We start from the raw sequence: 19086 nt of genomic DNA, 5'->3' as shown, positions 1-19086 counted from the left end.
TCGTGATCAGCCTGCGGGCTGGGCGGTGGTACATCTCTTAAGTGCTACGCACCGCTGAAGCGAACAAGTACGAGGCCCTGTCTCCGCAGGTTGAGGAGACGGGGGAGGGGGTAGGGGTGGGCTCGGGCGCGAACCAGCTGGCCACCTGCGCCAGTGGGGAAATGTTTGATAACCCCAAGCCCTACCGCAAAGCCCAGAAGCGCTTGGTGAGGCTGCATCGGCGGCTGAGTCGCAAGCAAAAGGGATCCGCCAACCGCAAGAAGGCAGTGGTGCAGCTTGCTAGGGCCCACAAACGGGTGGCGGACATACGACTAGACAACTTGCACAAGCTGACCAGCTGCTTGGCCAAGAAGTACCGGGTGGTGGTGATTGAGGACTTGCAGGTAAAAAACCTCCTCAAGAATCACCGCCTGGCCGGATCTTTAGCCGATTGTGGCTTCTATGAGTTAAGGACTCCGTCCCGCTATCGCGAACGGCGACAGCTAGAGTACAAGGCCCAACTCTACGGCTGTCAGTTGGTGGTGGTGAATAGGTTTTATCCATCCAGCCAACTGTGTTCACGGTGTGGGCACCGACAGAAGATGCCACTTTGCCAGCGGGTGTTTCGGTGTGAAAGGTGCGGCCTGGAGATCGACAGGGATCTGAATGCTGCTCGAAAGCTACATGCTGCGGCACCTAAGCCGCTGCAAAGATCAAGCCAGGAGAGCTGAATAGGATAGAGATCCGCAGGAGCTAGTTAGCCAGCAGGTGCGCTATTTCCAGCGGCTTTATGTTTGGCGCCTGCCGAGGCAGAGTTGACCTGGCTGCAAGCCCCAGCGCGCTTGACCGATGAAGAAATTCTCACGCTGGTTCGAGAGGTGTTTTTGCCCTTGGGGATCGATGGTTTTCGCCTCACCAACGGCGAACCTCTGCTCAGGCTGGGCTCAGATGTGGCCCTCACACCAACAGCTTCAACCTCAGTCAAAAAGCCCAACTTCTCTATGGGGCGGGGCTACGCTGCATCAATGATCACAGATTGGGATCGCTGGCAGCAGATCTGGGCCAAAATCCAAGTTGCCCACCAAGTGGGGTTCGATGTTTCAGATTAGCGACTAGCCAGGATAGGGGATCCGCAGGAGCTGGTTAACGGGGGGGTTGACCACTTGCACTTCTTTCCCGTCCGGCCACTGGATCTGGATTTCCTTGACCACCGTCTCGGATCCTAGGCCAAAGTGGGCCACCGGCTCCATTTGGCAGAGGTAGCCGCTGCCGGCATCGATGGGCCGAATCTGCAGGCGGCCAGGAGTTACTAGCCGCACCAGAGCGCCGCGGGCTGGGGATCCCTGGCGAGTTAGGGGCAAGACCCTCAGCCAGTTATTGGCATTAGCCAGGGGCCGGTAAAAGCTTAGAGGCTGGGCGCCCGATTCCCCGTGGGCAATGAGCAGCTCCAGGCGCCCATCCCCATCCACATCCGCCACCGCTGCGCCTGTCCCCAGTCCCTGAGGCTCAGCCGCCTCCCCAATATCGATAGCCTGCCAGGAGCCGGAGCGCCAGCCAAACAGGCGGTTGGGCTCACCGATGTTGTTAAAAAACAGCTCCGGGTAGCCGTCGTTGTCGAAGTCGGCAGCGATGACCGTGCGGATGCGGGAGGGCCTGGCCAGCTCGGGGGGAGCCACGTTTTTGAAAATGCCACTGGGGGTTTGGATCCAGAGGCGATGCGGCCCTTCCCAATTGCCGTACACCAAGTCCAGCCGCCCGTCCCCATCCAGATCCACTGCTGCCACGCCGCGCCCGTGCTCGTTGGGATCCGCCAGCCCCACCTCGGCGGCGATTTCCTCAAAGGTGCCATCCCCGCGGTTGCGGAACAAAAAATTGGGCCCCTGCTCGTTGACGGCGAAAATATCCATCCGCTGGGAGACCAGAGGCACGGCCACCAGCCCTCGCCCACCTGTAATCCGGTTCACCCCCGCCTCGGGCGCTACATCAGCGATCATCTGGTTGGAGCCCAGCTCGTAAAGCCGCATGGGGCCGCCGTAGTTGGCGACGAAGAACCCGTACTGTCCCCGGCCCAGGCGATCCACACAGGCCACCGAGCGTCCGGCAGTGAGGTTGAGGGCATCTTGGTTGTGGGGCAGCGAGAACAGATCCACCCAGCGGGAGCCCTGCCAGTCGAAGAGGCGATCCCCAAAGCGCTTGCGCCCGCCGAAAGTATCGGTATTCAAAACGTAGAGTTCTTCTTGGCCGTCACCGTCAAAGTCGCCAGCAGCTACCCCAATGGCCATGCGCCCCGCATCGGCCAGGGTGTCGTCCACCAGATCCACCAGCGCCTGCCCGTTCCACTTCAAAACCCGGTTCGGGCCGCGGAAGCCGCACACAAATAGCTCAAAAGCCCCGTCCCGATCCAAGTCGCAAACGGCAACCCCATAGAAAAGGGCAGGCGGGTTGAACTGGATGAGGGAGCTGCAATCGCAAAACATGGGGATCCCGTCCGACGGCTGGGGGAGGAACTCGTGGGACTCTAGGCTCTGATGGTATGCTAGATCCTCGCTGTTCTTCCCTTTCAACCATGCCACGTACCAAATCCGCTATCAAGCGCCTCAAGATTGCCGAGCGAAACCGACTGCGCAACAAGGCTACCAAGGCCATGGTGCGCGCGCTCATGAAGAAGGTGATCTCTCTCTCTTCTGCCTACGCGGCCAACCCTCAGCCGGAAACCCTGCAAGAGATCCAGGCGGCAATGAGCGCTGCCTTTAGCCGCATCGACAAGGCGGCCCAAAAAGGTGTGCTGCACAAAAACACCGCCGCTCGTCGTAAGGCTCGTCTGTCCCGGATTGTGCAACGCTCGATAGCTGCTGCTCCTAGCTCCTCCTAGGTCAGCATCTGGGAGGCCTTGCCAGCCGGGATGGCTTCTGTTAGCAGGGATCCAGGGTGCACACCAGCCAGCGCCGCAGAGGGTGCCAGGCAGGCAAAGACAGGATCCAGCGGGACTGTTGCTCGAGCATCTGGCGCTCGAAGGGGTAAAGCCCAAACAGCTCGTAGCGGCTTTGGGCAACCAGGATCCCTACGGTGAAACTGACGCAAAGCAACAGGCCAAAGGTGGGCCAGCTAGGGCGGTAAAAGAGGGCATAGCGCAGGCCCGTCCAGGTGAAGTGTTGCCAGAGGCGGAGGAGATCTGCCCGCAGCGCCCAAAGACTAGGGATCCCGACCAACAGCCACAGCAGGCCCAAAAAGACGAAACTGCCGCCGTGGTAGAGCCGCAGCAAGCGTCTAGCCGCCGGCGAGAGGGATTCCAGGCCGGGAGGAACGCGAACGGCTTTCTTCTCCTCAACGAAGCTAGGATCAGGGGGCAGTGGCATAGGGATCCCTCCTGTAGGCGTAGAAAGCACCTGTTGAAAGCAGGCCTTTGTCATCATAGGGCTAAAGGTTCTTTGACGACCCTTGGGGGGACCGACCTTCCGGTAGGCAAGCTTCCCAAGGCTATAATGGCTCTGGATTCTGCCTTGCTAGCTCAATGGATAGAGCACCGACCTTCTAAGTCGATGGTTGCAGGTTCGAGTCCTGCGCAAGGCGCTGGGCAAATTCCCCACAAGCTGGAGCTGGCCTCTAGCCGTATTTGAAGAACGAGGGCTGGAGCAACGGTGCCTCCCAGGGGCAGTGGCCTCTGCCTAGGGCACCCCTATGCACTCCCTGTAGCTTGCCAAGAGGAAGAACCCCTACCCTCCAAGGCTGGGAAGAGCGTTAAGCCGCCTCCAGGGAAGAACCTGGCTCTGGTCTCCCCAATCCAACGCTGCCTAGAGCGAGTGCAGGAGCCTAGAGGGCCCGCAGCACCTCTCGCGCTGCCTCCAGGGTTCTTTCCACATCCGCCTCCGTGTGGGCCAGGGAAGTAAAGCCCGCCTCAAACTGCGAGGGCGCCAGATACACCCCCCGCTCCAGCATGCCGCGGTGAAAACGGGCAAACTTTTGCAAGTCTGACTGCCTGGCTTCCTCGTAGTTGCGCACTGGGCCGGCAGTGAAAAAGAAGCCGAACATGCCCGGCAGATAACCTCCGCACATTTCGTGCCCAGTCTCCCGGGCAATCTCCAGCAGCCCTGTCAGCAGCTTCTCAGTAATGCGCTCCAGATACTCATAGGTGCCTGGGCGGCGCAAAATCTCAAGCGTCTTGATGCCGGCAGTCATGGCTAGAGGGTTGCCGGACAGCGTACCCGCCTGGTACATTGGCCCCGCGGGCGCTACCATCTCCATGATTTCCCGCCGACCGCCATAGGCGCCTACCGGCAGGCCACCGCCAATGACCTTACCCAGGGTGGTCAGGTCAGGGATGACGCCAAACTTGCCCTGGGCGCCACCGTAGCTGATGCGAAAGCCGGTCATCACCTCGTCAAACACCAGCAGAGCGCCATACTTTCGGGTGAGCTCGCGCAAACCCTCCAAAAAGCCTGGCTGCGGCGGAATAAAGCCAGCGTTGCCCACCACCGGCTCGAGGATCACGCCGGCAATCGAATCAGGATACTGCTCAAACAGCGCCTTGACCGCCTCTAGGTCGTTGTAGGGAGCCGTCAGCGTAGCGCTAGTAGCCGCCTTGGGCACTCCTGGCGAGTCCGGTAGGCCCAGAGTAGCCACTCCCGAGCCAGCCTTGACCAAGAACATGTCCGCATGGCCGTGGTAGCAGCCCTCGAACTTGATCACCTTTTCCCGGCCCGTGTAGGCCCGCATCAGGCGCAACGCTGCCATGCAGGCTTCGGTGCCGGAGTTCACAAAGCGCACCATCTCCACGCTGGGCACCGCCTCGATCACCCGCTCCGCCAGCTCGTTTTCTAGAACAGAAGGGGCGCCAAAGCTGGTGCCTTTCTCCAGAGCCTGCCGCAATGCCTCGATGACTTCAGGATGAGCGTGGCCCACAATGGCTGGCCCCCAACTGCCGATGTAGTCAATGTACTGGTTGCCGTCCACATCCCAGGCGTAGGCCCCTGAGACTCGGTCAAACACGACGGGATCCCCGCCCACGGACTTGAAGGCGCGCACCGGTGAGCTAACCCCGCCGGGCATCAACTGCTGGGCGCGGGCGAAGATCTCTCTGGAGCGGGCGGTATTAAAAGTGGGACGAAGAGTGCTGGTCATAGTAGGGCGGCTACTCGAGGTACTTCCTAGGCTAACAGGAAGGGGAGCTGGCTAATTGTTGGGACTTCCAGGCGGATCCACCCAGCGACCATCGGCTTTGATGAGCTCGATCAAAGCCTGGACAGCCTCCGCTTCCGGTACTCTTTTCACTTCTTCTTTGCCGCGGTAGAGGGAAATTACTCCTGGCGTCCTGCCCACATAGCCGTAGTCGGCGTCGGCCATTTCCCCAGGCCCGTTGACAATGCAGCCCATGACGGCAATGTCGAGGCCCACCAGATGCTGGGTTGCCGCCCGCACCTTCTGCAGCACTTCCTCCAGGTTGAAGAGGGTACGCCCACAGGAAGGACAGGCCACGTATTCCACCATGGCCTTGCGCAGGTTGAGAGCCTGCAAAATACCGTAGGCCACCGGGATCTCTTTTTCCGGCGCTTCCGTGAGAGAGACGCGGATGGTGTCGCCAATCCCTTCAGCCAAGAGCGTCCCGATCCCTACCGCTGACTTGATGCGGCCGTACTCTCCGTCTCCAGCCTCGGTTACACCCAGATGGAAGGGATAGTTTAGCCCTAGGGCGTCGAAGCGGCGAGCTGCCAAGCGGTAGGCGGCCAACATCACCTGGGGACGGGAAGCCTTGAACGAGAGAACTACATTGTGGAAGTCTTGCTCAGCGCAGATCTCGGCATACTCCAGAGCCGACTCCACCATCCCCTCAGGCGTGTCACCGTAGAGAAAGAGCATCCGCTCCGCGAGGGATCCGTGGTTGACGCCAATGCGTAGGGCTTTGTTCTGGGCCTTGAGGGCCTGTACAAGGGGGACAAAAGCCTCGCGGATCTCGCTGCGGATGGCCTCTAGTTCAGCTTTTGTGTACTCCGTGCGCCCCGGCTGCGGCTTCTCCACAACGAACAAGCCAGGATTGATGCGCACTTTGTCAACGTACTTGGCCACTTCCAGGGCCACCTTGAGACCGTTGTGGTGGACGTCAGCCACCAGCGGCACTGGCTTGTAGGTTTGAATCAGCCTCTCCCGAATGACCTCCATGGCCTTGGCGTGGGCCAGGCTGGGAACGGCAACCCGCACGATTTCCGAGCCCGCTTCGTGCAGCCGGCGAATTGCAGCCACCGCCGCGTCAATATTGAGCACGTCTTCGTTGATCATCGACTGCACCACCACTGGGTGCTGGCTGCCGATCAACACCTCGCCAACTGCCACCGTGCGGGTGGGGCGACGGGGGTAGACCGGTTCTGGGTAGGGCTGCTGGGGGTTGGGCCGCTCCAGAGTTGGCATAGCTTGCTCAAAAGGGCTGCTCTAGCTTGATTGTAGGCGGAAACGTCCCCCTAGCGGCTACCCTTAGAAAGGCTTTCCAGGCAGCCCACCGCCTGCCCTACCCAGCTCAACTCCAGCAGACGGGGAAAAAAGACAGTGACTTAGCTGTCTGCCTCTGTGGGGGAATCCGTCGGGTAGTCTGGGAGGGGTCGGTTGCGAATAAAGTCTCTGGGCGTTACGTTTTCCACAAACTTGCGGAAGGCCTCCCGCTCCGCTTCATCGGCATCCTGATTCATGGGGATCGAGGCTTCGGCAATGACCTCCTCTACCGTCCAGATGGGGGCGTGGGCTCGCAGAGCCAGGGCAATACCATCGCTGGGACGGCAGTCGATCTCCTGCTTTTTGTCACCGCTAACGGTAACCAGCACCGCATAAAAAGTGTTGTCCAGCAAGGCGTGGATAATGACCCGCTCCAGCTTGATTCCCCAGGCCTTCCAGGAGTTGAGGATAAGATCGTGGGTCATGGGACGGAGCGGCTTCTGATCATCCAACGCTTGCAAAATGGCATTGGCTTCTGCTTTTCCTACCCAGATAGGCAGAGCACGACGCCCATGGGTATCGCGCAGGATGACAATGGGGCTCTGGTTAACGGCATCAACCGCAATCCCAGCCACCTCCATCTCAATCATGGTCAACTGCCTCCAGCCTTTGGATCTCGATCGTATCTACGGGCAGAAAACTTTGGCAACACGGCATGAGCTTAATCGGGAAATCAAGGGCGGTAGCTCTCCTTGGCGGCACCCGTGAAAGCCGCTGCATAGCCCTGGCCCTTAGTCAGGAAGGGATCCCCTGGATAGCCACGGTTACCACGGAAAGGGGCAGCCGGCTCTACCAGGGTTTGCCGGGTCAGGTGATGGTCACTTGCTTCTCGGCTGTATCTTTGGAACAATTCCTGCGAGAGTACCGGATTGGCGTGCTGGTGGATGCCTCTCATCCCTTTGCCCAGCAGATCTCGCAACTGGCCATTCAGGTAACAGCCCAAGTTGGGATCCCCTACCTGCGCTACGAACGTCCTTCGGAAAATCTAGAGCCCTGGGTGCAGGTAGTGCCGGACTGGCAGGCAGTCCTAGCCGAGAGCGTGCTGGCGGGACGGCGGGTGCTCTTGACAGTGGGGGTGAAGCCGTTGCCCTTGTTTGTCCCCTGGCAGAATCGCTGCCAGTTGTACGCGCGGGTGCTGCCGGAGTCAGTTTCCCAGGCAGTGCAGGCTGGGATTGCTGCTGAGCGGGTGATTGGCAGGCGTTTGCCCCTTAGCTTTGAGGAGGAACTGCAGCTTTGGCGGAAGCTAGAGCCCCAAGTGGTTATCAGTAAGAACTCTGGAGAAGCTGGCGGTCTTCTCATTAAGCAGGCCGTGGCCAAAACCCTGGAGATCCCCCTCTTGGTGATCCAGCGGCCTTCCTTAAGCTACCCCTGGTGTAGCCAGGATTTGGCTGAGGTGGTGCGGGAGTGCAAGCGTCGGTTGGAGGGGACTTAGAACGGCTCCTCTACTGGTAGCTCAGGCTCGCGATCTTGACGGGATCCCAGCAGCTCCAGCCGCTCTACGGCAATAACGGGCCGCTGGCGCTCCTCACCTGTGGATCTATCTTTCCAGCGCTCAAACTTAAGACTGCCCGTCACCCCGACGAGGCTGCCTTTACGCACATATTCTCCGGCCACTTCAGCGGTGCGCCCCCACAGCTCCAGGTTAAACCAATCGGGCTTGTCTTCACCTTTGCGGAAGCGGTTTACCGCCAGGCTAAAGGTACACACCACCTTGCCCGACTCGAAGTAGCGCACTTCCGGATCCATACCCGCCCGGCCCACTAGGGTCACCAGGTTTAGGCTCATGGGCTTTTCTCCAGACCACTGACCGCCTTTGGCTCTAGTTGTAGCGCCTGCCAGGGCATCTTGTTGCAGGAGAGGCGTTGATGGTGTTGCAAAGATTTACAATGTCAGAAGCCCCAGAGCAACTGCCAGCCTCTATCCCATAGGCAGATGCTCACCGGCCAGCAGGGAGGGTTTACTCCGGCAAGAGGACGCATTCAGCACCGTTGGCTATGGAATTTATCTACACATACGCCTGGTTGATCCCCGTCTATCCCTTGGTGGCAGCTTTTCTACTTGGCTTGGGCATTTTGGTGTTCAACGCCTGGACAAGGGCCAACCGGGCTCTGGCTGCCTTTTTGAGTGTATTTGCGACGGGGACGGCAATGGTCCACGCCTTTGCCCTCTTGGCCAGCCAACTCCAAGGCCATGAGACTGTCCTCAAGACCATTAGCTGGGCTCAGGCGGGCTCCTTCTCCCTCGACATGGGCTTTGTGGTGGATCACCTGAGCGCCATGATGCTGGTGGTGGTGACCACGGTGGCCTTCTTGGTGCAGATCTACTCCGACGGCTACATGGCTCAGGATCCCGGCTATGTGCGTTTCTACGCCTACCTGAGCCTATTTGCTTCCTCGATGCTGGGTCTGGTTCTTAGCCCCAACCTGGTGCAGATCTACATTTTCTGGGAGCTGGTGGGGATGTGCTCCTACCTGCTGATTGGGTTTTGGTACGACCGGCAGACGGCAGCGGAGGCAGCCCAGAAGGCATTTGTCGTCAACCGGGTGGGGGACTTTGGACTGCTGCTAGGCATTTTGGGCTTTTACTGGGTCTCCGGCACTTTTGGGTTTGAGGAGCTGGCCCACAATCTAGAACAGAGGGTGGCCAGTGGGGCGGTAAGCAGCAGCCTAGTGGCCCTCTTTGCCGTGTTGGTGTTCTTGGGGCCGGTGGCCAAGTCGGCTCAGTTTCCGCTACACGTGTGGCTGCCGGATGCCATGGAAGGTCCCACGCCCATTTCCGCCCTCATCCACGCGGCCACGATGGTGGCAGCAGGGGTATTCCTGTTGGCGCGCATGTTCCCGGTGCTGGAAGGGATCCCGCTGGCCATGGATCTCATTGCCTGGACGGGGGCAGGCACGGCTTTCTTGGGGGCCAGCATTGCCATCACCCAAAACGACATCAAAAAGGGCCTGGCCTACTCCACCATTTCCCAACTGGGCTACATGGTCATGGCCATGGGATCCGGTGCCTATGGGGCTAGCTTGTTTCACCTAATGACCCACGCCTACTTCAAGGCGCTGCTCTTTCTGTGCTCTGGCTCGGTCATCCACGGTATGGAAGCAGTGGTGGGCCACGACCCGGTTTTGGCCCAGGACATGCGTTTGATGGGGGGCCTGCGCAAATACATGCCAGTTACGGCCATTACGTTCTTAATTGGCACGCTGGCCATCTGTGGGATCCCGCCCTTTGCCGGCTTTTGGTCTAAGGATGAGATCTTGGCTTCAGTTTTTGAGCACAACCCGGCCCTCTGGGGGGTGAGCTTCCTCACGGCAGGGATCACTGCCTTCTACATGTTCCGCATCTACTTCCTCACCTTTGAAGGGGAGTTCCGCGGCACCAACCTGAGACTGCGCCAGGAGGTAGCCGTCAGCCAAGGTCGACCGGTGCCAGCTTTTGCCTATGCGTTTGCCGGGAAGGGGGCAGCCTTTGGGCCTGGAGCCATGAACATCCACGAAAAGCCCCAGCCGAGCAGCCACCCTGAAGCTGGGGAAGACGGACACGATAGGCACGATCACGCCACCAAGCCGCATGAGTCTCCTCTGTCGATGACGATTCCGCTGGTGGCGCTGGCTGTTCCCTCGGTGCTGATTGGCTTAGTGGGTACTCCCTTTGCCAACTTCTTCGAGGCGTTCATCCCTCCGCCCAGCGAGTCGGCAACAGAGGTCAGCTCCCCCTGGGCCCGGGTGGCAGCCGAGTGGCAGGGGGTGCTCGGCGGTCACTTCAACTGGACGGAGTTTGCCATCATGGCAGGCAGCTCGGTGGGCATTGGGCTAATTGGGATTGCCCTGGCCGGTCTCATCTACTGGCAGAAGCGCCTTGATCCCAGCACTTTCCCCCGCAGCCTGCAGCCGCTGTACTACTTCTCCCTCAACAAGTGGTACCTCGACGACCTCTACGAGCGCGTCTTTGTGCGGGGCACCCGCTTTGTGGCACGGGAGGCGCTGGAAGTGGACAGCCGCATTGTGGACGGGGTGGTCAACCTGACGGGACTGGTGGCGATGGTCGGCGGCGAGGTGATGAAATACCTGGAGAATGGTAAGGCCCAGTTCTATGCCCTGATCATCTTCGCGGCGGTGGTGGTGATGGTGGTACTTGCTGGGGTTGGAATTTAGGCTGGGGCAGCGCTGCCCACACTAAAAGGATCCCCTGGCCGGGGATCCTAGCTGGGGAAGAGATCACAGCCTCCAGCAAAGAAGGGATCCCTTCCTGCCAAGTGGGTTGGACTTACTTATTGGGCTGAGGGGTGACCCGCAAGTAGGGTTTGAGCTCCTTGTAGCCCTTCGGGAACTTTTCTTTCAGCACCTCTGGATCTTGCAGGGAAGGCGGGATGATGACGTCGTCGCCATCTTTCCAGTCAGCAGGGGTAACGACGTTGTACTTATCCGACAACTGCAGAGCATCAATGACCCGCAAGATCTCATCAAAATTGCGGCCTGTGCTGGCTGGGTAGGTGATGATCAAGCGTATCTTCTTGTTGGGATCGATGATAAATACCGACCGGACGGTTAGGGGCAGCCCCTCTTGGTTGAGGTTGGTCTGATCCAGCATGCCGTAGAGCTGGGAGACCTTGCGGTCGGCATCCGCCAAAATGGGATAGGTCACCTGGGCATTCTGGGTTTCCTCAATGTCTTTCACCCAGCCAACGTGGGAGTCCACGTCGTCCACACTGAGGCCCAGCACTTTCACGCCCCGCTTCTCAAATTCGGGCATTAGCTTGGCAACCCTGCCCAGTTCGGTGGTGCAGACCGGCGTGTAGTCGGCAGGGTGCGAGAACAACACTACCCAGCTATCCCCAGCCCAGGAATAGAAGTCGATGTCGCCATGGGTGGACTTTTGCGTAAAGTTAGGGGCAGTGTCCCCAAGTCGGAGAGACATACGCTCTATCCTCCCTAAGATGCAGTGCGGTAAGACAGGGATCCGAAACCCTTCAATCCCGTTTCTTTTGATCTTGCCACACAAACCCCACTTTTCCGAGCGGATTTAGGTAATTTTAAGATCATCGTCACCTTGCCGGCAGCAGGAAGGGCTTTTCGCTGCTAGGTTGCGTTGCAAACAGGACGCGCGGATCCCGACATCCCCTTAAGTTCTTTTAAGTTCTTTATGGTCTGCAACGAGGAGGGGTAGCATTCTAAACAAGCAGTGGCATTCCAGGAGTATGCTGGATAACCTAGTTCCCCCAGCAGGAGAACTAATGGAAAACGCGGAGACAGTCACAATCTATAGCTTGGCCACTCTGTGGGCCCAAAAATATGTAGACAAGCTGAGGGCGCAGGCGGCTGGGGGTGGGCCGCTAGGCCTGCAACTAGCCGACAAGGTGAAGGGATCCCTGCGCTTTGCCAGCTCCCAGGCCTGGGCGAAAACGGAAAAGCTCTTGGCTTCCGAAATACCACGGCAGGGACTGGATCCGGACTTAATCGATCCCTGGAAAATTGCGGAGGACTCTCAAAGTCTCTTTGAGCAGGCAGCCCAGAGCTGCGAGGAGGGCATCCCTCCCTCCCGCTTTTCGGTGAAGATCGCGCCCCTCTGCGGTCAACTGCGGGCTCGTTACAGCGAGCGGGATCCGCGAGTGCTCGGCTTCTTGAGCATGCAGTTCCACTACACCGGACAAATGCTGCTGCAGGCCCTGTTGCCTGAGGAGCGCAGCCTCTTCTACCCCTACTTGAAGGTGATGGACGACCACCTGTACATGCCGCTGCAGAAGATGTACAAGGCTGCTGCCGACCAGGCGGGGGACAGTCCTTCTGTTTCTCTAGTGGCCATTCAGGAACTGTTACCCATTGTTACCAGCGTAGCTGAGTTCATCTGTGCCGAGGTGGCAGAACGTTTCAGCGGCTACTGCTGCGAGAGTGGCCCCCTGACAGATCTTGGAGTGCGGGCTTCCAGCATCCGTGATGTGGAGATGTTTCAGGTGTACCTGGGCCTCTGTGCTCTAGAAGGCAGCCTCGCCTCTGTGCAGCAGGAGCTGTTTCCCCTTTGCGTAATGCTTTATCCCCCTCTGAAGGTGGGCTGGGAGCTGGTGCGGCAGATGTTGGAGCTGCTGGACAAGTCTCTGCAATCTCGTCTGACCCCGGCTAGCTATGCCGTCTTGTTGCCTTACCTGAAAGCTGTGCAGGGCATGTTCTCGCTGGAGGTTTTCCCTGAAAACGACCCCATCTGGAGCTATCACCCCGACGTGGTGCGCCTTCTGGAGCCGGCGCGGCAGCTCTTGCAAGAACTTCTGAATCAAAAGGCCGGCTGAGTATTCCCTACTTCCCCGAGAAGCGGCTAGGCTCCACCAGCTCGGCCACAAATTGGTGCAAAAGGGGCAGGTAGCGCTCTCCGGCCACCTGTAGCAGGTTGTTGTGATCTGCTCCCTTAATGGCCACTAAGCGCTTGGGATCCCGTGCTGCTTGGTAAAGAGCTTCGGCATGCCAGAAGGGGATCAGGCGATCCTGGGTGCCGTGCAAGATCAGCAGCGGACAGTTGATGTGGGCAATGCGGCTGAGGTTGTCGAAGCGATCAAAGGGCAGCAGCGGGAGGCGGGTCAAGACGCGAAAGGCGCTTACAAAGGTCGACTCCAGGATCAGACCCCCCACCGGCTTTTGGGTTGCTAAGTAAACCGAGGGCCCGCCTCCCACCGAGCGCCCGTAGACCAAAATCCGCTCCGGCGGGATCCCTTGGGCAATGAGATAGGCGTAGGCTGCCTCAATGTCCCTATAGGCGCCGGCCTCGGAAGGGATCCCTTCGCTGGTGCCGTAGCCCCGGTAGTCGTAGGCTAGGACGGCAAATCCTCCCTGCTGCAGGCCCACTAGGCGAGGCAAGATATCTCCCAAGTCCTCGGCGTTGCCGTGGCTGTAGAGAAGGGTATAGGTGGCTTGGGGATTGGGCAGGTACACCGCCGAAATCTGCAGGCCATCAGAGGTGGTGAGCTTGAGAATGGCATCCCCATCCTGGTAGCTGGCGGGGCGGGGCAGAAAGATCAGCCGCTCCGATTGAAACCAGCCCAGCCAGAGCAGGTAGCCGTACACCCCTAGGCCAACAAGCAGCAGGGATCGCCCCAGCCGCAGCCACGGGAAGAACCCGAAACTCAAAGGCTTGCCCATCGCTCGACTTGGCCTCCAGACCATTCCCCTCACCCTCAGACCCTCTAGGATAGGGGGGACGGGTGGCGTGCCGGCAGCGGCGATGTCGGGCACTTCAGGATTCGGCTGGCAGGGCAGAACATTTCCAGAGGCAAACCCCAATCCAGTTGACCAGGGTGTGGGCGACGATGGTTACCAACAAGTTTCCCGACAGCCACACTCCCATCCCCAGCAGAATGCCCACGGCGCTGGCCCAGAGGGCATAGGGCCAACCCTGCCACTCTAGCCAATGCAAAACCCCAAACAAGAAGCCGCTCAAGAGGATTCCACCCGTCCACCCCAAGGGGCTGGCCGCCAGGGCTGCCATCAGCACGCCGCGAAATAGCCATTCCTCGCTCCAGCCCGGCAGCACCCCCACCCAGAAGATATCCCGCCACTGCAAGGGATCCGCCACGAGGTGCAAGTAGCTAGAGGCCGCCCGGCGATAGGCTGGCCAAAGCCAGTAAGCCCCGCCGCTAAGCAGCGCCACCCCCAGCCCTAGGGCTGCCCCCCAGGCCAAAGCCAGGGGATCCCAGCGAAAGGGTACCGATAGGGATCCCAGCCAGATCCAGAGGCCAGCGATGAGCGCCAGGAGCAGGCTGGTCAGGCTCATCCCCATCAAGATCTGTTGGCGCGTGCAGGGCTGAATCTCGGCACTCATGGGAAGGGTCGCTCGGGCACCCTATTCCCAGCGTAGAGCGAATCCCGACGAGAACGGCTATGCTTTCTCCAGCCCTCGAGGGCGGAGCTTGGGATTCCCCCTTTTTTCAAGACAAGTGCTGCCTTAGCAACTGGGCGTGCTGGGCCGATCGCTCTACCCAAACGGCCACCTGGTCAGGGCTGAGGGCTGGCCCGTCGGCATAGCAGGCTAGCCAAGCCTGGTGCAGCGCCTCGGGATCTTCCGGGATCTCCTCTAGATCCCAGCCGGGCATGCCCAATTCCTCAAGCAGCGTTTTCACTTTGGGATCGTAGCTGAGGCCAAAGCAGGCACAGCCCTCGGCTGCCGCCATCACCAAGCCGTGGTAGCGCATAACAATGGCCAATCTCACCCCCCGAAAGACCCCCTTTAAAAGATAGGGATCCCGGATTTCCACCACCTGGCTGTGGTGGGGCAGGCGATGGTAAAGCTGCTGGGCCAAGTGGTAGTCTGGCCCTAGGTCAAGGGATCCGGGAGGAGCTAGCTGAAAGGGCACGAAAAGAAGATAGGCCCCCGTGGCAGCCTGGAGGCGTCGCAAGGCTTCCGCCAAAGTTTCCAGTCGCGCTGGAGTAAGCTGGGGATGCTGCCGCAGGACCACAGCAATGCGGGGCTGAGGCCATCTTTCCCACTCCGACAGAGTTTTGGCAGGCAGGCCCCAAACCGGATCCGGGGCTACTTGGTGGGGGATCCCCCACTCCTGGAGGTAGCGGGAGGCCACTCCGTCACGCACGCTGATGGCTGTACAGCTTGCTAGAGAGTGGCGGGCCAGCTTGCGGATCCAGCGCCGCTCCAAGGGGCCGATCCCCTGCGCCCAAGCCAAGGTTTTTAGCCCCCGCCGCTGGGCCCAGAGCATCAGTCCCAGGTAGTAGAGGGGGCTGCGCCAACTGGTGCGATCCTGCAGCAGGCTACCCCCGCCCCAGATGAAAGCCTGAGCCTGGGCCAAACAGCGCTGCAAAGCCCAGGCATCAAAGCGTGGACAGGCCAGCACCCCATAGGTGGCAGCGGTTGCTGCAGGGGAGGGAGAAAGCACCACCGGCTGTACAGGGTTGGGCAACTGCCGGAGCTGCTGCAGCAGAGCCAACAACAAGGCCTCGTCGCCGGCATTGCCGTAGCCGTAGTAGCCACAGATCAAAACCTGTGGCCGTTTCATCGCGCCTCCTCGGCTGGTTTGCCCCAGACGGAATCCTCAGGGTTTGCTGGAGAGCTCTGGGGATCCCAGCGCCAGCAGGCAAGGGACTCGGGAAGCCCCTCTACCCGCTAGACGTGTCGTACTAGGGGAATTGCACTTCTTGGGAGAATCAGCCGTAGTAGCCTTGGTTGATGCGGTTTTCCAGCTGGCTAGCCCCTTCGCGGTACTCGCCAAACACAAAGTTCTCCGCATTGGCCCTAATCAGCGCCTTTTGCTGCTCTGTCAGCTCCGGGATCTTCAGCATGTCCTCTAGGCTCTTATAGGGAGCGTTTTTCACCAGGATGCGAGCCAGAGTAGGGTAGAAGCCAGGCAACTGGCGGTAGTTGCGCAGGATGGTGTTGTTGACGTCAATGGGAGTGTCAAGGTGTCTTACCGGCGGCAGCTCCGCCGCCACGGCAGGGATCCCCAAGGAGGCCAAGCCCAGGCAAAGCAGCAAGAGGAAGGGCAACCAAGTCGACAGCAGCCGGCGCATAGCACCACCTCTCCAGACAGGGTTGAAAGCAGCCATACCAACGCTCACGGGATAGATTTTAGTGTCTCATCCTCGCTACCTTGCATCGAGCCTCAAACTCGGATTTGTATACCGGCGGAAATAATTTTTAACAACTATGATCAGGAAACAGCTCGCTTGCAGCTGGCTGACTTCCTCTTGCCCTTAGCTTGTCCTATGTCCAACTCCACACAGCTCCACCCCCATCCCCTTGGCTCCTCTGGGCAGCACGCTCTTCAACCTCCCCTTGCCCCCGATCCCGAGCTAGAGCTGCTAGAGCAGCGGGAACTCTTCGTCTGGCGGCACCTCGGGCCGGATGCTCGGCAGATCCGCCAGATGCTGCAGGCCCTGGGGCTGAGCTCCCTCCGAGAGCTAGTGGAAAAGGCAGTGCCAGCAACCCTTCGCAGCAATCGGCCCTTGCAGTTGGGATCTCCCTGCAGCGAGCAGGAGGTGTTGGCGGAGCTGAGGGCAATGGCGGCCCAGAACCAGGTGTGGCGCTCTTTTTTGGGCATGGGCTATTCCAACTGCCTGACGCCGCCGGTAATCCAGCGCAACATCCTGGAAAACCCTGCCTGGTACACGCCCTACACTCCCTACCAGGCGGAGATTGCCCAGGGGCGGCTAGAAGCCCTGCTCAACTTCCAGACAATGGTTGTGGATCTAACGGGAATGGAGATCGCCAACGCCTCTCTACTGGACGAGGCGACTGCGGCTGCCGAAGCCATGAGCCTGGCCTACACCTTGGCGGGCAAGCGATCTCCAGTTTTTTGGGTGGATTGCGGCTGCCATCCCCAGACCATTGCCGTAGTGCAGACACGGGCAGAGCCCTTGGGGATCCAGGTGCGCGTGGCGGATCCTTCGCAGTTTGAGCTTGAGCATGGCTTTGGCGTGCTCTTACAGTATCCCAACACCTACGGGGAGATCCGGGATTACCGCGACCTGGTGGAGCGGGCCCACCAAAGAGAGATGGTGGTAACGGTAGCCGCCGACTTGCTCAGCCTAACTCTCTTGCAACCGCCAGGAGAGTGGGGGGCGGACGTTGTAGTGGGAACCACCCAGCGCTTCGGGGTGCCCCTGGGCTACGGCGGCCCCCATGCGGCTTACTTTGCCACCCGTGAGGCCCACAAACGGCTGCTGCCAGGGCGCCTGGTGGGGATCTCCCAAGATGCCCAGGGAAGGCCGGCCCTGCGCCTGGCCCTGCAAACCCGAGAGCAGCACATCCGCCGCGACAAGGCCACCAGCAACATCTGCACTGCCCAGGTCCTCTTGGCCGTGGTGGCCTCCATGTATGCCGTCTACCACGGCCCGCGCGGCCTACGGCAAATTGCCGAACGCATCCACCGCCAGGCCCATCAGCTAGCCGCCGCAATCCGCCAGTTGGGCTACAGGGTGGGGCCAGAGTATTTCTTCGACACCTTCTGGGTAAGGGCAGCCTCCCCAGAGCAGGTGCAGCAGCTCCAGGAGCGGGCCGCCCAGAAGCGCATTAACCTGCGGCGGATCGACGACGTCACCCTGGGGATCAGCTTGGACGAGGCCACCACCGCTCAGGACCTGCGCGATCTCTGGCAGATCTTTGCCGGTTCTGAAGAGCTAGGCTGGGATCCCGAGGGCCTGAGTTTGGATCCCAACCAAAGCCTGCCGCCTCAGCTCTTGCGCTCCACTCCCTACCTCACCCATCCGGTGTTCAACCGCTACCACTCGGAAACGGAGCTGCAGCGCTATATCCACCGTCTGCAGAGCCGGGATCTCTCCCTCGTCCACGCGATGATCCCCCTCGGCTCCTGCACCATGAAGCTCAATGCCGCAGCAGAGATGCTGCCCATAACCTGGCCGGAGTTTGCCCAGCTCCACCCCTTTGTGCCCCTGGAGCAGGCGCGGGGCTATCAAACCCTCTTTGCCCAGCTGGAGCGGATGCTGGCGGAGATCACGGGCTTTGCCGGTGTCTCCCTGCAGCCCAACGCCGGCTCCCAGGGGGAATATGCCGGCTTGCTGGCCATTCGCCGCTATCACCAAGCCCGCGGGGAAAGCCAGCGCCAGGTGTGCCTGATCCCTACTTCCGCCCATGGCACCAACCCCGCTAGCGCCGTCATGGCGGGGATGCAGGTAGTGAGCGTGGCCTGCGACAGGGCCGGCAACATTGACCTCGAAGACCTGCGGGCCAAGGTGGAGCAGCATCGGGAACGCCTGGCAGCTTTGATGATCACCTACCCTTCCACCCATGGGGTATTTGAGGAGGGGATCCGCGAGATTTGCCAGATGATCCACGAGGCGGGGGGGCAGGTGTACATGGATGGGGCCAACCTCAATGCCCAGGTGGGCCTCTGCCGTCCTGCGGAGCTGGGAGCGGATGTCTGCCACCTCAACCTGCACAAGACCTTCTGCATCCCCCACGGCGGGGGCGGGCCGGGGGTGGGGCCGATTGCGGTTGCCCATCATCTACTGCCCTATTTGCCTGGCCATCCCTTTTTGCCCGGCTGCAATGGCCCGGTCAGCGCCGCCCCTTGGGGTAGTGCCAGCATCCTGCCCATCGCCTGGGCCTACATCCGCCTCATGGGATCCGCTGGCCTCACCCTGGCCACCCAGGTGGCCATCCTCAACGCCAATTACATTGCCAGGCGGCTAGATCCCTACTACCCAGTGCTCTACAAAGGGCCGGGGGGGTGGGTGGCCCACGAGTGCATCTTGGACTTGCGCCCCCTCAAGAAAAGCGCCGGCATTGAGGTAGAAGATGTAGCCAAGCGGCTGATGGACTACGGCTTCCATGCCCCCACCATCTCTTGGCCGGTGCCGGGGACAATGATGGTGGAGCCCACCGAGAGCGAATCCCTGGAGGAACTGGATCGCTTCTGCGAGGCGATGATTGCCATTCGCCAAGAGATTGCTGCCATTGAGCGGGGGGAGATGGATCCCGTGCGCAATCCCCTTAAACTTGCCCCCCACACCGCCGAGGTGGTGGCCGCTGACTACTGGGATCGCCCCTACCCCCGCTCCCTGGCTGCCTACCCCCTTCCGTGGGTGAAAAGCCGAAAGTTTTGGCCCAGTGTCAGCCGCATCGACAACGCCTACGGGGATCGCCACCTAGTGTGCAGTTGTCAACCCTGGCTAGAAGGCTAAC

Annotated in this window: 18 protein-coding genes and 1 tRNA gene; 8 read left to right on the top strand and 11 right to left on the bottom strand. The window is 60.2% G+C overall.

Annotation, left to right across the window (positions count from 1 at the left end; all coding sequences use genetic code 11):
* Positions 1 to 41 precede the first annotated feature (41 nt).
* Both NW812_RS07025 and NW812_RS07020 read left to right on the top strand, forming a co-directional pair.
* Entirely contained in the window at positions 42 to 710 is a 669-nt protein-coding gene (locus tag NW812_RS07025; protein WP_414395302.1) for an RNA-guided endonuclease InsQ/TnpB family protein, read from the top strand.
* A gap of 84 nt (positions 711 to 794) precedes the next feature.
* Complete coding sequence (locus NW812_RS07020) at positions 795 to 1088, top strand: hypothetical protein (RefSeq protein WP_414395300.1); 294 nt, start codon at positions 795 to 797, stop codon at positions 1086 to 1088.
* A gap of 3 nt (positions 1089 to 1091) precedes the next feature.
* Here the strand turns inward: NW812_RS07020 and NW812_RS07015 are convergent, their stop codons facing one another.
* Positions 1092 to 2456: a CRTAC1 family protein gene (locus NW812_RS07015; protein WP_414395298.1), complete on the bottom strand. Its 1365-nt coding sequence runs from the start codon at positions 2454 to 2456 to the stop codon at positions 1092 to 1094.
* 89 nt (positions 2457 to 2545) lie between these two features.
* Between NW812_RS07015 and rpsT the strand changes: the two genes are divergently transcribed.
* Complete coding sequence (rpsT, locus tag NW812_RS07010) at positions 2546 to 2851, top strand: 30S ribosomal protein S20 (protein WP_414395296.1); 306 nt, start codon at positions 2546 to 2548, stop codon at positions 2849 to 2851.
* A 40-nt stretch (positions 2852 to 2891) separates the two neighbouring features.
* Here the strand turns inward: rpsT and NW812_RS07005 are convergent, their stop codons facing one another.
* Complete coding sequence (locus NW812_RS07005; protein ID WP_414395293.1) at positions 2892 to 3335, bottom strand: hypothetical protein; 444 nt, start codon at positions 3333 to 3335, stop codon at positions 2892 to 2894.
* 141 nt (positions 3336 to 3476) lie between these two features.
* Here NW812_RS07005 and NW812_RS07000 point away from each other — a divergent pair.
* Positions 3477 to 3549 (top strand) — tRNA-Arg (locus tag NW812_RS07000).
* 240 nt (positions 3550 to 3789) lie between these two features.
* On the opposite strand, the gene hemL is transcribed toward NW812_RS07000, so the two are convergent.
* The 3 genes from hemL to NW812_RS06985 all read right to left on the bottom strand — a co-directional run bounded on the left by hemL (position 3790) and on the right by NW812_RS06985 (position 7046).
* The gene (hemL, locus tag NW812_RS06995; RefSeq protein ID WP_414395291.1) at positions 3790 to 5097 is read right to left on the bottom strand and encodes a glutamate-1-semialdehyde 2,1-aminomutase; all 1308 of its coding nucleotides are present in this window, start codon (positions 5095 to 5097) and stop codon (positions 3790 to 3792) included.
* Positions 5098 to 5148: 51 nt separating this feature from the next.
* Positions 5149 to 6378, bottom strand: coding sequence for a (E)-4-hydroxy-3-methylbut-2-enyl-diphosphate synthase (ispG, locus tag NW812_RS06990; RefSeq protein ID WP_414395289.1), 1230 nt, complete (start codon positions 6376 to 6378; stop codon positions 5149 to 5151).
* A gap of 140 nt (positions 6379 to 6518) precedes the next feature.
* Positions 6519 to 7046 (bottom strand): bifunctional nuclease family protein, encoded by a 528-nt coding sequence (locus tag NW812_RS06985; RefSeq protein WP_414395286.1) that lies wholly within the window; start codon positions 7044 to 7046, stop codon positions 6519 to 6521.
* 65 nt (positions 7047 to 7111) lie between these two features.
* On the opposite strand from NW812_RS06985, the gene NW812_RS06980 reads away from it, so the two are divergent.
* On the top strand, positions 7112 to 7888 hold the full coding sequence (locus NW812_RS06980; RefSeq protein ID WP_414395283.1) for a cobalt-precorrin-6A reductase: 777 nt from the start codon (positions 7112 to 7114) through the stop codon (positions 7886 to 7888).
* Here NW812_RS06980 and NW812_RS06975 read toward each other — a convergent pair.
* Positions 7885 to 8241: a single-stranded DNA-binding protein gene (locus NW812_RS06975; RefSeq protein WP_414395280.1), complete on the bottom strand. Its 357-nt coding sequence runs from the start codon at positions 8239 to 8241 to the stop codon at positions 7885 to 7887. The genes NW812_RS06980 and NW812_RS06975 overlap by 4 nt on opposite strands.
* Positions 8242 to 8450: 209 nt before the next feature.
* Here NW812_RS06975 and NW812_RS06970 point away from each other — a divergent pair, with 209 nt between their 5' ends.
* Positions 8451 to 10607, top strand: a complete 2157-nt coding sequence (locus NW812_RS06970) for an NAD(P)H-quinone oxidoreductase subunit 5 (protein WP_414395278.1) — start codon at positions 8451 to 8453, stop codon at positions 10605 to 10607.
* A 112-nt stretch (positions 10608 to 10719) separates the two neighbouring features.
* Here NW812_RS06970 and NW812_RS06965 read toward each other — a convergent pair whose 3' ends face one another.
* Complete coding sequence (locus NW812_RS06965) at positions 10720 to 11370, bottom strand: peroxiredoxin (RefSeq protein ID WP_414395276.1); 651 nt, start codon at positions 11368 to 11370, stop codon at positions 10720 to 10722.
* A gap of 316 nt (positions 11371 to 11686) precedes the next feature.
* Between NW812_RS06965 and NW812_RS06960 the strand changes: the two genes are divergently transcribed.
* Entirely contained in the window at positions 11687 to 12733 is a 1047-nt protein-coding gene (locus NW812_RS06960; RefSeq protein WP_414395273.1) for a hypothetical protein, read from the top strand.
* A 7-nt stretch (positions 12734 to 12740) separates the two neighbouring features.
* Here NW812_RS06960 and NW812_RS06955 read toward each other — a convergent pair whose 3' ends face one another.
* The 4 genes from NW812_RS06955 to psbU all read right to left on the bottom strand — a co-directional run bounded on the left by NW812_RS06955 (position 12741) and on the right by psbU (position 15953).
* Positions 12741 to 13601, bottom strand: a complete 861-nt coding sequence (locus NW812_RS06955) for an alpha/beta hydrolase (protein ID WP_414395270.1) — start codon at positions 13599 to 13601, stop codon at positions 12741 to 12743.
* A gap of 70 nt (positions 13602 to 13671) precedes the next feature.
* Complete coding sequence (locus NW812_RS06950) at positions 13672 to 14256, bottom strand: type II CAAX prenyl endopeptidase Rce1 family protein (RefSeq protein WP_414395267.1); 585 nt, start codon at positions 14254 to 14256, stop codon at positions 13672 to 13674.
* A 106-nt stretch (positions 14257 to 14362) separates the two neighbouring features.
* Entirely contained in the window at positions 14363 to 15442 is a 1080-nt protein-coding gene (csaB, locus tag NW812_RS06945; RefSeq protein WP_414395265.1) for a polysaccharide pyruvyl transferase CsaB, read from the bottom strand.
* A 148-nt stretch (positions 15443 to 15590) separates the two neighbouring features.
* Positions 15591 to 15953 (bottom strand): photosystem II complex extrinsic protein PsbU, encoded by a 363-nt coding sequence (gene psbU / locus NW812_RS06940; RefSeq protein WP_414395262.1) that lies wholly within the window; start codon positions 15951 to 15953, stop codon positions 15591 to 15593.
* 195 nt (positions 15954 to 16148) lie between these two features.
* Here psbU and gcvP point away from each other — a divergent pair, with 195 nt between their 5' ends.
* Complete coding sequence (gene gcvP / locus NW812_RS06935; RefSeq protein WP_414395259.1) at positions 16149 to 19085, top strand: aminomethyl-transferring glycine dehydrogenase; 2937 nt, start codon at positions 16149 to 16151, stop codon at positions 19083 to 19085.
* Position 19086 lies beyond the last annotated feature (1 nt).

Origin of the sequence: Synechococcus sp. O70.2 (assembly GCF_047462135.1) — a bacterium.
In the GTDB taxonomy this organism is placed as follows: domain Bacteria; phylum Cyanobacteriota; class Cyanobacteriia; order Thermostichales; family Thermostichaceae; genus Thermostichus.
The sequence above is the reverse complement of the archived record's forward strand: the minus strand, read 5'-3'. Positions and strand labels throughout refer to the sequence as shown.

Bases quoted from the DNA above. Each gene is read 5' to 3' on its own strand.
- NW812_RS07015 (WP_414395298.1), bottom strand. From the start codon at position 2,456: ATGTTTTGCGATTGCAGCTCCCTCATCCAGTTCAACCCGCCTGCCCTT.
- rpsT (WP_414395296.1), top strand. From the start codon at position 2,546: ATGCCACGTACCAAATCCGCTATCAAGCGCCTCAAGATTGCCGAGCGA.
- NW812_RS07005 (WP_414395293.1), bottom strand. From the start codon at position 3,335: ATGCCACTGCCCCCTGATCCTAGCTTCGTTGAGGAGAAGAAAGCCGTT.
- hemL (WP_414395291.1), bottom strand. From the start codon at position 5,097: ATGACCAGCACTCTTCGTCCCACTTTTAATACCGCCCGCTCCAGAGAG.
- ispG (WP_414395289.1), bottom strand. From the start codon at position 6,378: ATGCCAACTCTGGAGCGGCCCAACCCCCAGCAGCCCTACCCAGAACCG.
- NW812_RS06985 (WP_414395286.1), bottom strand. From the start codon at position 7,046: ATGATTGAGATGGAGGTGGCTGGGATTGCGGTTGATGCCGTTAACCAG.
- NW812_RS06980 (WP_414395283.1), top strand. From the start codon at position 7,112: ATGAGCTTAATCGGGAAATCAAGGGCGGTAGCTCTCCTTGGCGGCACC.
- NW812_RS06975 (WP_414395280.1), bottom strand. From the start codon at position 8,241: ATGAGCCTAAACCTGGTGACCCTAGTGGGCCGGGCGGGTATGGATCCG.
- NW812_RS06970 (WP_414395278.1), top strand. From the start codon at position 8,451: ATGGAATTTATCTACACATACGCCTGGTTGATCCCCGTCTATCCCTTG.
- NW812_RS06965 (WP_414395276.1), bottom strand. From the start codon at position 11,370: ATGTCTCTCCGACTTGGGGACACTGCCCCTAACTTTACGCAAAAGTCC.
- NW812_RS06960 (WP_414395273.1), top strand. From the start codon at position 11,687: ATGGAAAACGCGGAGACAGTCACAATCTATAGCTTGGCCACTCTGTGG.
- NW812_RS06955 (WP_414395270.1), bottom strand. From the start codon at position 13,601: ATGGTCTGGAGGCCAAGTCGAGCGATGGGCAAGCCTTTGAGTTTCGGG.
- NW812_RS06950 (WP_414395267.1), bottom strand. From the start codon at position 14,256: ATGAGTGCCGAGATTCAGCCCTGCACGCGCCAACAGATCTTGATGGGG.
- csaB (WP_414395265.1), bottom strand. From the start codon at position 15,442: ATGAAACGGCCACAGGTTTTGATCTGTGGCTACTACGGCTACGGCAAT.
- psbU (WP_414395262.1), bottom strand. From the start codon at position 15,953: ATGCGCCGGCTGCTGTCGACTTGGTTGCCCTTCCTCTTGCTGCTTTGC.
- gcvP (WP_414395259.1), top strand. From the start codon at position 16,149: ATGTCCAACTCCACACAGCTCCACCCCCATCCCCTTGGCTCCTCTGGG.